Raw genomic sequence first — 10,360 nt, forward strand, 5'->3', positions numbered from 1 at the left:
ATGGGGAGAGAGCGGCCACCTGTCGGATTCCACCATGCCGGCACCGGAAAACCGGGAAAACTGCTGGAAAGTGGAGAGATGCCGAAGCGGCCCCGGCCCGCAAGAAGAAGGACCGGCTGCACAGCGAGATAGCAACCGGGCCGGGATAAGTCAAGGGTGCGGCCGGCAATGCCGACCAGCCGCAGCCGGGCCGGGCTGCGGCAAACTGCCTCCCTTGCCCCGGCCGGGGCGACGGTATACTGGTGGCGCCATGTGGAGCGCCGCCCGCCAGAACAGCCCGACAAACCGCCGCCGCCTGATGGCGTGGCTGGCGCTGCTCGGCCTCGCTTTCCACAGCCTGCTGCCGCTGTCCTACAACGCCATGCAGCGGGCCATGGCCGAGGCCGCACGCAGCAGCGGCATCGAGCAGATCGTGATCTGCACCGCACTCGGCATCCGCACCATCACTCTGTCCGAGGCCCTGCCGCCGGCGGCCGGCGACGAAACCCCCGCCAAGCCCCAGCCGGCCGAACGCAGCTGCCCGATCTGCCTGGCTTCCGCCGGCCTGGCCCATGCCGTGCTGCCGGCCGGCCTGCTGCTGGCGATGCCGGCAGGCATCGCCGCCGCCCTGGCGCCGCCCTCCGACTACCGTAGCCCGCAGCCGCGCGCCTGGCTGCCGTCCCGGGCCCGCGCCCCGCCCGCCCCGTCCGTCTGAACCGCCGCCGCGGCCCGCCGCGGCTTTCCGTGTTTTCCAGACCGACGGGGGATTCTCCCAATGAACCGTGCTTTCCTTGCGGGCGCCATGCTCGCCACCCTGGCTGCCGCTGTCGCCACCCAGCCATCCGCCCGCGCCCATGTGGTTGCCGATCCGGCCCTGGCCCAGCCGGGCAGCTATTTCCGCACCGCCCTGCGCGTGCCCCATGGCTGCGACGGCCGCCCCACCACCGCCCTGCGCGTCACCATTCCCGACGGCGTCGTCAGCGTCACGCCGCAGGCCAAGCCCGGCTGGCAGGTCGCCGTTGCCATGCGCAAGCTGGACCGGCCGGTGGATGCCGGCCATGGCCGCATGACCGACATGGTACCCGGCGAGGTCAGCTGGACCGGCGGCAGCCTGCCCGGCAACCTGTTCGACGAATTCGGCCTGGTGCTGAAACTGCCGGCGACGCCCGGTGCGCAGCTGTGGCTGCCGGTGGTGCAGGGCTGCGACGGCGGCGAGGCCCGCTGGGAGCAGATTCCGGCAGCCGGCCAGAGTGCCCATGACCTGCCGCGCCCGGCGGCACTGATCCGCATCGCCGACAGCAGCGGCAAGCCGGCCATGCACCAGCATGGGGCCCAGCCATCTGCGACCATGCCGGCCGCAAAAGCCGGGGATATCGCGATCGAGGCCCCGTTTGCCCGCGCCACTCCGGCCAGGGTCGGCGGCGTATTCCTGACCCTGAAGAATGGCGGCAAGGCGGCCGACATCCTGGTCAGAGCCGCTTCACCGGTGGCCGAGCATGTCGAGCTGCATGAGCATGTGAAGGATGGCGAGGCCATGCGGATGCGGCCGGTGGATGGCGGCATTCCGGTCCCCGCCGGCGGCATCACCGCTTTGCAGCCCGGCGGCTATCACGTAATGCTGATCGGCCTGAAGCAGCCGCTGAAGGAAGGCAGTCATTTCCCGCTGACCCTGACCTTCCAGAAGGCCGGCGCGGTCACCCTCGACATCCCGGTCATGAAGGCCGGCGCCATGCCGGACGACCACAGCGGCCATAGCGGCCACAAGCACTGACCCGCAGCACGGCGCCGGGCTGACGCCGCGCGGCATTGCCGCGCGGCGCGCTTCCGCGCATCCGCAACAGATCCAAGAGACCGAAACCATGCAGACCAAGCCGATCCCCTTCCTGGCGGTGCGCCGCCGGGCCGAGACCCTCATGCCCCGACTGGCCCTCTTGCTGCTCGGCACCTCCGCCATACTGAGCCTGCTGGCGCCGCCGGCCCGCAGCCAGACGGCGATCCCGCCGGTGACCGTGACCGCCGACAGGGCAGAGCCGGCCGGCGCCATGACCGTGCCGGATGCCGAAGATGCCCGCACCCGCATCGAAAAGACGGCGGGCGGCGTCGATATCGTCCCGGCCGAGGAAATGCGCGATGGCCGCGCCAGCACCGTGAAGGACGTGCTGGATTACGTGCCGGGCGTGTTCGCCCAGTCGAAATACGGCCAGGAGGATTCACGGCTGTCGATCCGCGGTTCCGGCCTGTCGCGCAGCTTCCATCTGCGCGGCACCCGCATCCTGCGCGATGGCGTGCCGATCACCGATGCCGACGGCGCCGGCGATACCATGGAGATCGATCCGCTCGCCGTGGACTATACCGAGGTCTACAAGGGCGCCAATGCCCTGCAATACGGCGCCTCGTTGCTGGGCGGCGCGGTCAACTTCGTCAGTCCCACCGGCCGCAGCCAGCCCGGCTTCCTGCTGCGGCAGGAATTCGGCAGCTTCGACACCCTGCGCAGCCAGTTCGGCGCCGGTGGCGCCATCGACAATTTTGACTACTACGTCACCCCGACCTACAGCCACAGCAGCGGCTTCCGCGACCATACCGACCAGGATTACACCCGCCTGAACGGCAATGTCGGGTACCGCTTCGGCGACGGTGCCGAAACCCGATTTTTCCTCAGTGCCGCCAACATCAACCAGAAGATCCCGAACAGCCTGACCCGCAGCCAGGCCCTGGCGAGCCCGAGCTGGACCACGCCGCAGAGCTTCACCGGCAATACCAAACGCAACATCGAGGCGATCCGCGGCGCCAGCAAGACCACGTTCCTGACCGACAGCGGAGAGATTTCGGTCGGGTTCTTTGCCGCCAGCAAGACGCTGTTCCATCCGCTGTCGTCGCCAAGCTTCAGCACCGTGGTCGACAACGAGGAGATCAACGGCGGCGGCTTCGGCCGCTGGACCGGCGAGACCGAGCTGGCCGGCCATCGCAACGAGATGGCACTGGGTATCAATTACTTCACCGGCGTCAACCAGGCCAGAAGCTACACCAATGCCGGCGGCAGCCGCGGCAGCCTGACCGCCGATGCCGACCAGATCTCGAACACTTTCGAGATCTATGGCGAGAATGCCTTCTACGTGATCCCCGAGGTGGCGCTGATCGCCGGTCTGCAGGGCACCATGGCGCAGCGCGAGCTGCAGGACAAATTCCTGTCCAACGGCAATCAGTCCTTCGACCGCGGATATAACAGCATCAACCCGAAGATCGGCACGCGCTGGGATTTCGCGCCGCGGCAGCAGGCTTTCGTCAACCTCAGCTGGTCGGCGGAACCGCCACCCTTCTCCGAGCTGGGCACCACGGCGACCACCACCGCGCTCGAACAGCAGGAAGCCCGGACCCTGGAAATCGGCGCCCGCGGCCGTGGCAGCGATCTGGCATGGGACGCAGCCGTCTACCGTGCCTGGCTGCAGAACGAACTGCAGACCATCCAGCCGGCATCCGGTGCCGCCGTGCAGCAGAATGTCGACGGCACCATCCATCAGGGCATCGAACTGGGCGGCGACTGGGTGTTCGGCCGCGACCTGGCGGCGACCGGCGACAATGCGATGCTGCGGCTGGCCTATACCTACAGCGACTTCTATTTCGACGGCCACCCGACCTATGGCAACAACGACATTCCCGGCGCCCCGAAGCATTATCTGCGCGCCGCGCTCCGGTACAGCCATGCCAGCGGCTGGTATGCCGGACCGAATGTCGAGTGGGTGCCGCGGGGTTATTACGTCGACAACGCCAATTCCGCGAAAACACCGGCCTATGCCCTGCTTGGTGCCAGGGCCGGCTATGATTTCGGCAATGGCCTGACGCTGTTCGTCGATGGCCGCAACCTGCTCGACAGGACCTACATCTCGAATGTCGGCACGACGACGACCGCCAATGCCAATTCGACCCTCTACAATCCGGGCGACGGCCGCGCCGTCTATTTCGGCGCCGAACTGCACTGGTAGCCGCAGGTCCGGAAAGGCGGATTGCCCGGCCTCCGATCCCGGCCCATACTGGCAGGACCGGAGGCCGCCCTGACCCACACACGCCGCGACATCCACCTGATCCGTCATGACGACGGGACCTGCCGCTGGGAAATGGCGGCAGCTGCGCCGCATCCGCGGCTGGCCGGCCTGGTCGACGGCTATCAGGGCTATGACGAACGCGGCACGCCGTTCACCCGCCGCCACGAACTGCCCGGCCTGCAGGCCGTCGTCATCATCAATCTCGGCGCGCCGATCACCATCGTCGACACGGCCGGCTTCACGCTGGCGGTGCCGCAGGGCGGCAGCTTCGGGGCTGGCCTCAGCGATGCCTATGCCGTGTCGGAATCCGGCGGCAGCCAGCGCGGCCTGCAGATCCTGTTCACGCCGCCGGGTGCCGGGCGATTCTTCCGCCTGCCCATGCGCGATCTCGCCAACCGCGTCTTCAGCCTTGAGGATCTGCTCGGTCCCGCCGCTGCCGGCCGGCTGGCGGCACAGCTGCAGGCGGCGCAGGGCTGGGCCGCCTGCTTCGCGCTGCTGGATGCGGCAATCATCGCCGCCCTTGACCGTCACCGCGATATCGACTGGGCCGGCCTGCGCGAAAGCGCCTGGGCGCTGCGCCGGCTGGCTGCCAGCGACGGCCGCGACAGCATCGCGGCACTGGCCGCCGAACTCGGCCGCAGCCGCAAGCATCTGGCGGCCGGCTTCCGCGAACATGTCGGCCTGCCGCCCAAGACGGTGGCCCGCCTGCTGCGGTTCCGGCAGGTGCTGCGGCTGGTGGACGGCACCGACGCCGTGAACTGGGGCCAGGTCGCGCAGGAAGCCGGCTATTACGACCAGGCGCATTTCAGCCACGATTTCCGTGCCTTCACCGGCCGCACCCCGCGCGAATACCTGGCCGCCCGCCAGCCCGGCCAGCTCGGACTGCCGGTCGGCTAGCCTCTGCGCCGGAGCGGTTACATTTCTACAAGACCGGATTCCGGCCGGCGCCTATCGTCCGCGGCATCCACCAGCCAGGGAGACCGCCATGACCGACCCCCGCCCCAGCCTCTATCCCGTCCTGCAGTATCGCGACGCACCGGCCGCCATCGCCTGGCTGGAAAAAGCCTTCGGCTTCCGCACCGCTGTTTCCTATCCGAACGAAACCGGAGGCATCGCCCATGCCGAATTGCGGTTCGGCAATGGCATGGTGATGCTGGGCAGCCGGCAGGAAGACGGCCCCTTCGCCCTGCGGCCGCCGGCCGAAGCGAAGGTGACCACCCAGAGCATCTATGTGGCGACCGACGGCATCGACGACCTCTATGCCCGGGCGCAGGCCGCCGGCGCCGAGGTCGTGATGACCATCCGCAACACCGATTACGGCTCGCGCGACTTTTCGGTGCGCGACCCGGAAGGCCATCTGTGGAGTTTCGGCAGCTACCGGCCGGATTTCACCGCGGCCGGCTGAGCGGTCCGGGCCGTTCAGCCCCAGGGGCCGCGGTTGCGGCGACCGCCGCTCTGCGGCACCGCGCCGCGCCCCGCTGCGGTGGCAGCCGGGGCGTGGCGGCGGCCGGCACCGGCTCCGTTGCGCAGGCCGCCGGCCAGCTGCATCAGGGCGGCGACGCGATTCTCGGTGCTGGGATGCGTCGAGAACAGGCTGTCCATGCCGCGGCCATGCAGCGGGTTGATGATGAACATGTGGGCGGTGGCCGGGTTGCCCTCGGCCTGCTCGTTGGGCACACGCTGCGCCTGGCTGCTGATCCGCTGCAGGGCGGAAGCCAGCCACGACGGCTCGCCGCAGATTTCGGCGCCGGCGCGGTCGGCGGCATATTCGCGGCTGCGGCTGATTGCCATCTGCACCAGCATCGCCGCGATGGGCGCCAGGATCATGATGGCGATGCTGCCGACGATGCCCAGCGGGTTGTTGCGGCTGCTGCCGCCGAAGAACATGGCGAAATTCGCCAGCATGCCGATGGCGCCGGCCAGGGTTGCCGTGACCGTCATGATCAGGGTGTCGCGGTTGCGGATATGAGCGATCTCGTGCGCCATCACCCCGGCGATTTCCTCACGGCTGAGGCTGTGCAGCAGGCCGGTGGTGGCCGCCACCGCGGCATTCTGGGGATTGCGGCCGGTGGCAAAGGCGTTCGGCTGGTCATTGTCGATCACGTAGACCCGCGGCATCGGAATGCCGGCGCGCTGCGCCAGTTCGGCGACCAGGCCGTGGAATTCAGGTGCGGTGCGGGCATCGACCTCGCGGGCGCCATACATCGACAGCACCATGCGGTCGCTGTTCCAGTAGGCGAACAGGTTCATCGCCGCGGCAATGCCCAGTGCGATCAGCATGCCGGCCTCGCCGCCGATCAGGAAGCCGACCGCGCCGAACAACCCGGTCAGCGCCGCCAGCAGCAGACCCGTCTTGAAATAGTTCATGGCCTCTTCAACCCTCTTGCGCCGGCGGCCTTTGCAGGAGGCCGGCGCCACTATATGTAAGGAGGGAGCGCCCCTCCGCAAGATATCCACAGACCGGACAGAGCGATCGTGACCGATCCGACCAAACAGACCCCTGACGATGCCGCCGACCCCGCCGATACCCGGCCGGTCGACCCCGCCACCGGCAGGCCGCTGCCGCCGCCGAAACCGGCGGTGAAGCTGACCCAGGCGCCCGGCGAGGAGAATGGCCCCGAGGGACCGGAACCGACCCGCTACGGCGACTGGGAACGCAAGGGTATCATCTCGGATTTCTGAGGCGGATTCAGGGCGGAATCAGGGCATTTCACGGCACCGGCCCGGCTCCGGCGGCTTGCGCGGACGGCCCCCTCGCCTATACTCCGCCCCGCTTTTTTCCGCGTTTTCCCACGTATGTTCCAGGCAGGAGTGCGCCCCATGAGCGGCAGCAAACACGGCAGCGTCAAGAAGGTGGTTCTCGCCTATTCCGGCGGCCTCGACACCTCGGTGATCCTGAAATGGCTGCAGGAGACCTATGGCTGCGAGGTGGTCACCTTCACCGCCGATCTCGGCCAGGGCGAGGAACTGGAGCCGGCACGCAAGAAGGCCGAGATGTTCGGCGTGAAGCAGATATTCATCGAGGACCTGCGCGAGGAATTCGTCCGCGACTTCGTCTTCCCGATGTTCCGCGCCAACGCGATGTACGAGGGCCTGTATCTGCTCGGCACCTCGATCGCCCGGCCGCTGATCGCCAAGCGCCAGATTGAGATCGCCCGCGAAGTCGGCGCCGACGCGGTCTGCCACGGCGCCACCGGCAAGGGCAACGACCAGGTGCGTTTCGAGCTGGGCTATTACGCGCTGAAGCCCGACATCAAGGTGATCGCGCCATGGCGCGAATGGGAGCTGAATTCCCGCACCGCCCTGATCGACTTCGCCGAGAAGCACCAGATCCCGATCGCCAAGGACAAGCGCGGCGAGGCGCCGTTCTCGGTCGACGCCAATCTTCTGCACATCTCGGCCGAGGGCAAGGTGCTGGAGGATCCGTGGGAGGAGGCGCCGGATTTCGTCTATTCGCGCACCGTCGATCCCGAGAAGGCGCCGGATGCGCCGGAATATGTCGAGGTCGAGTTCCTGAAGGGCGACGCGGTGGCCATCAACGGCCAGAAGCTGTCGCCGGCAGCCCTTCTCACGAAGCTCAACGAACTCGGCGGCAAGCACGGCATCGGGCGTCTCGACCTGCTGGAAAACCGCTTCGTCGGCATGAAGAGCCGCGGCATCTACGAGACGCCCGGCGGCACCATCCTGCACATGGCCCATCGCGGCATCGAGCAGGCGACACTGGATCGCGGCGCGGCGCATCTGAAGGACGAGATCATGCCGCGCTATGCCGAGCTGATCTATAACGGCTTCTGGTTCTCGCCCGAGCGCGAGATGCTGCAGGCCCTGATCGACAAGAGCCAGGAGACCGTCGAGGGCACCGTGCGGCTGAAGCTGTACAAGGGCTCGGTCAACGTGGTCGGCCGCAAGTCGCCGAAGTCGCTCTATTCGCTGAGTCACGTCACCTTCGAGGCGGATTCGGTCTACGACCAGAAGGATGCCGCCGGCTTCATCAAGCTGAATGCCCTGCGCCTGCGGCTGCTGAACCGCCAGAAGGGCTGAAAAAGCCCGGAAAATCAGGCCCTGCCTGTCAGGCCCGGCTGCAAAGCCGGGCCTGATTGCTGTCTGCGCCCCGAAAATGTCACGGCCGGCCCCAACCTGGTCGCAACCGCTGCCGCCGGTTGCGGCCTAGGCTCTGCCCATGCCGTCAAGGCTGCAGCGCCCCGCCCGGTGCATGGTCCTGCCTCTTCCCTCCCCCGGGCGAGGCGCTGCCCCCAAGAAGTGAGGAGCGCCCGATGACGACCGCCACACCGATGAATGCCCGTGCCCGCCGCCAGGAGGAACTGCTGTGGCAGCGCGCCTTGCGCCGCCTGGCACCGCCGCAGCCGGCCGCCGCAACGCAGACCCCGCCCCGGCAGCGGGACAGCCGCGCCGCGGCCCGCACACGGCCGCAGGCGGCAGGCGCCGCCGGCCCGGCCTGACCCGGCCGGGGCTGCCGTGATGCAGATCCCGCAGGTCGCCGCCATCCGCCCCGCCGGCGTGACGCCGTCAGCCACCCGCCTGCCCGACCATGCCGCCTGGCGCCGCGCCTTCGACCGTCTGGGGCGCATGACCGCCCGGCAGGCGACAGCCGCCAGCGACCACGACCGCCCGCGGCCGGGCCATCGCCGCAACCTGCGCCGCGACCCGCATCTGGGCCATCGGGTCGATCTCTACGTCTGAATGGTACCGGCGCCCGAAGCAGCAGGCCTCAGCCCGCCAGCACCGGCACCCGGGCCAGCTTGTCCGGATTGCGCACGATGAAGACGTTGCGGATATGCCCCTCCGCGATATCCACCGCCATCGCCAGATACGGCACGTCGCCATCATAGAACACCCAGCCCGGCTGGCCATTGATGCGCGCGGAAACGTGGCGCAGCGTGGGCGGCTGCTTGGGGCGGATGCCGATGAAGAAACGCACCACCTTGGCGGCACCGTGGATGATGTTCAGCGCGGCCTGGGCCTTGCCGCCACCATCCGACCACAGCATCGCGTCCGAGGCCAGCAGGCCGGCGAACAGCGCCGCATCGCCGGCCCGTGTCGCCCGCGCAAACTTCTCGGCAAGGTCGCGCGCGGCCGCCGCATCGGCGGCGAAGCGCGGCCTGGCGTCCTGCAGATGCTTCTGCGCCCGGCTCACCAGCTGGCGGCAGGCGGCCTCGGATTTCTTCAGCACGGCGGCCAGCTGCGGATAATCGTAATCGAAAGCCTCGCGCAGCAGCCAGGCGGCACGCTCGGCGGGGCTGAGCCGTTCCAGCACCACCAGCAGGGCCATCGACAGGTCGTCGGCGGTCTCGGCACTGTCGGGACTGACGTCCAGTTCGACCAGGGGTTCCGGCAGCCAGGTACCGGTATAATGCTCGCGTTCGGTCTTCGCCGCGCGCAACCGGTCGATGCACAGCCGGGTGCAGGCGGTGACCAGCCAGGCTTCCGGCGTGCGGATCGCCACCGCATCGGCGCGGTGCCAGCGCAGCCAGGTATCCTGCACGGCATCTTCCGCGTCGCCGACACTGCCCAGCATGCGGTAGGCCAGGCCGAACAGGCGCCGGCGATGCCGCTCGAAGGTCTCGGTCTTGCCGTCCATGCTTATTGCACCTGCATTCACGCCGCCCGCACCCGTACCGGGCTGCAATCCGGCGCATAGCCCAGCGCACGCTTCACCGTCGGATAGAAACGGGCCACGGCAATGGCGAAGGCCAGGTCCATGATCGCCGGGCGGCCGTAACGCGCCTCGAGATCCTGCCGCAGATCATCCATCGCCGCATCATTCTCCGCAACAGCCCGGCCGAAGCGCCAGGCCAGCGCCAGCGGTCCCGGCAGCAGCGCGGCACGGCCATCCAGCGCCGCCTGCAGCAGGGCCGGGTTGATCCCGACGGCCCGGTCGAGATTGACATGGATCTGCACGCATTCGGCGCTGCCATCGGCCTGGAGGGCACCGAGCGTGGCAAAGGAGCGGATTTCCAGCGGCAGGTCGCTGGAAATGCTGGCGCGGTCGAGACTGGCGACGGCCTCAATCTTTGCCAGCACCGGCGAGCCGGCCGCGGCCATCTCGCGCAGGTAATCGAGCCGCACGCCAAGCTGGGCCTCGGCGGCAGCAAGCCGGGCGGAAGCGGCCGCACCGGCAGGGGCGGCGTCGGGAATGGCAGGATGTTCGGTCATCGGGGTATCCTCTGCATCTGGATACCCCCTAGACGGGCCGGCGGGGCCGCCTGTGACAGGGCCGCCTGTGACAGGGCCGCCTGTGACAGGGCCGCCTGTGACAGGGCCGCCTGTGACAGGGCCGCCTGTGACAGGGCCGCCTGTGACAGGGCCGCCTGTGACAGGGC

The 10,360-nt window shown here is 68.7% G+C and carries 13 protein-coding genes; 9 read left to right on the forward strand and 4 right to left on the reverse strand.

Going from position 1 to position 10,360, the window contains the following annotated elements:
* The first annotated feature begins 250 nt into the window (after nucleotides 1–250).
* From ACEQZY_RS00255 to ACEQZY_RS00275, 5 genes are all read left to right on the forward strand, one after another.
* The gene (locus ACEQZY_RS00255) at nucleotides 251–694 is read left to right on the forward strand and encodes a DUF2946 family protein (RefSeq protein ID WP_370151489.1); all 444 of its coding nucleotides are present in this window, start codon (nucleotides 251–253) and stop codon (nucleotides 692–694) included.
* Nucleotides 695–754: 60 nt separating this feature from the next.
* Nucleotides 755–1,750, forward strand: coding sequence for a DUF1775 domain-containing protein (locus tag ACEQZY_RS00260; protein WP_341705384.1), 996 nt, complete (start codon nucleotides 755–757; stop codon nucleotides 1,748–1,750).
* An 88-nt stretch (nucleotides 1,751–1,838) separates the two neighbouring features.
* On the forward strand, nucleotides 1,839–3,959 hold the full coding sequence (locus ACEQZY_RS00265) for a TonB-dependent receptor family protein (protein WP_370151491.1): 2,121 nt from the start codon (nucleotides 1,839–1,841) through the stop codon (nucleotides 3,957–3,959).
* A gap of 21 nt (nucleotides 3,960–3,980) precedes the next feature.
* Nucleotides 3,981–4,916: a helix-turn-helix domain-containing protein gene (locus ACEQZY_RS00270; RefSeq protein ID WP_370151494.1), complete on the forward strand. Its 936-nt coding sequence runs from the start codon at nucleotides 3,981–3,983 to the stop codon at nucleotides 4,914–4,916.
* 88 nt (nucleotides 4,917–5,004) lie between these two features.
* Nucleotides 5,005–5,424, forward strand: a complete 420-nt coding sequence (locus tag ACEQZY_RS00275) for a VOC family protein (RefSeq protein ID WP_341705381.1) — start codon at nucleotides 5,005–5,007, stop codon at nucleotides 5,422–5,424.
* 14 nt (nucleotides 5,425–5,438) lie between these two features.
* Here ACEQZY_RS00275 and htpX read toward each other — a convergent pair whose 3' ends face one another.
* On the reverse strand, nucleotides 5,439–6,386 hold the full coding sequence (gene htpX, locus ACEQZY_RS00280) for a zinc metalloprotease HtpX (RefSeq protein WP_370151496.1): 948 nt from the start codon (nucleotides 6,384–6,386) through the stop codon (nucleotides 5,439–5,441).
* A gap of 108 nt (nucleotides 6,387–6,494) precedes the next feature.
* Between htpX and ACEQZY_RS00285 the strand changes: the two genes are divergently transcribed.
* The 4 genes from ACEQZY_RS00285 to ACEQZY_RS00300 all read left to right on the forward strand — a co-directional run bounded on the left by ACEQZY_RS00285 (nucleotide 6,495) and on the right by ACEQZY_RS00300 (nucleotide 8,720).
* A complete protein-coding gene (locus ACEQZY_RS00285; protein ID WP_370151499.1) occupies nucleotides 6,495–6,701 on the forward strand; it encodes a DUF1674 domain-containing protein in 207 nt (68 codons plus the stop codon).
* A gap of 138 nt (nucleotides 6,702–6,839) precedes the next feature.
* On the forward strand, nucleotides 6,840–8,060 hold the full coding sequence (locus ACEQZY_RS00290; protein ID WP_341705679.1) for an argininosuccinate synthase: 1,221 nt from the start codon (nucleotides 6,840–6,842) through the stop codon (nucleotides 8,058–8,060).
* A gap of 233 nt (nucleotides 8,061–8,293) precedes the next feature.
* A complete protein-coding gene (locus ACEQZY_RS00295; protein WP_370151501.1) occupies nucleotides 8,294–8,479 on the forward strand; it encodes a hypothetical protein in 186 nt (61 codons plus the stop codon).
* Between the two features lie 19 nt (nucleotides 8,480–8,498).
* Nucleotides 8,499–8,720 carry a hypothetical protein gene (locus tag ACEQZY_RS00300; protein ID WP_370151504.1) on the forward strand — a complete coding sequence of 74 codons (222 nt, stop codon included), beginning with the start codon at nucleotides 8,499–8,501 and terminating at the stop codon, nucleotides 8,718–8,720.
* A gap of 28 nt (nucleotides 8,721–8,748) precedes the next feature.
* Here ACEQZY_RS00300 and ACEQZY_RS00305 read toward each other — a convergent pair whose 3' ends face one another.
* From ACEQZY_RS00305 to ACEQZY_RS00315, 3 genes are read right to left on the reverse strand one after another with little or no spacing between them, the layout of a single operon-like run.
* Nucleotides 8,749–9,618 carry an RNA polymerase sigma-70 factor gene (locus tag ACEQZY_RS00305; RefSeq protein ID WP_370151506.1) on the reverse strand — a complete coding sequence of 290 codons (870 nt, stop codon included), beginning with the start codon at nucleotides 9,616–9,618 and terminating at the stop codon, nucleotides 8,749–8,751.
* Nucleotides 9,619–9,635: 17 nt separating this feature from the next.
* Nucleotides 9,636–10,193, reverse strand: coding sequence for a carboxymuconolactone decarboxylase family protein (locus ACEQZY_RS00310; RefSeq protein ID WP_370151508.1), 558 nt, complete (start codon nucleotides 10,191–10,193; stop codon nucleotides 9,636–9,638).
* Nucleotides 10,190–10,357 carry a pentapeptide repeat-containing protein gene (locus ACEQZY_RS00315; RefSeq protein ID WP_370151510.1) on the reverse strand — a complete coding sequence of 56 codons (168 nt, stop codon included), beginning with the start codon at nucleotides 10,355–10,357 and terminating at the stop codon, nucleotides 10,190–10,192. The genes ACEQZY_RS00310 and ACEQZY_RS00315 overlap by 4 nt, the downstream gene beginning before the upstream one ends.
* Nucleotides 10,358–10,360 lie beyond the last annotated feature (3 nt).

The organism is Ferrovibrio sp., assembly GCF_964218355.1.
Classification (GTDB): Bacteria; Pseudomonadota; Alphaproteobacteria; order Ferrovibrionales; family Ferrovibrionaceae; genus Ferrovibrio.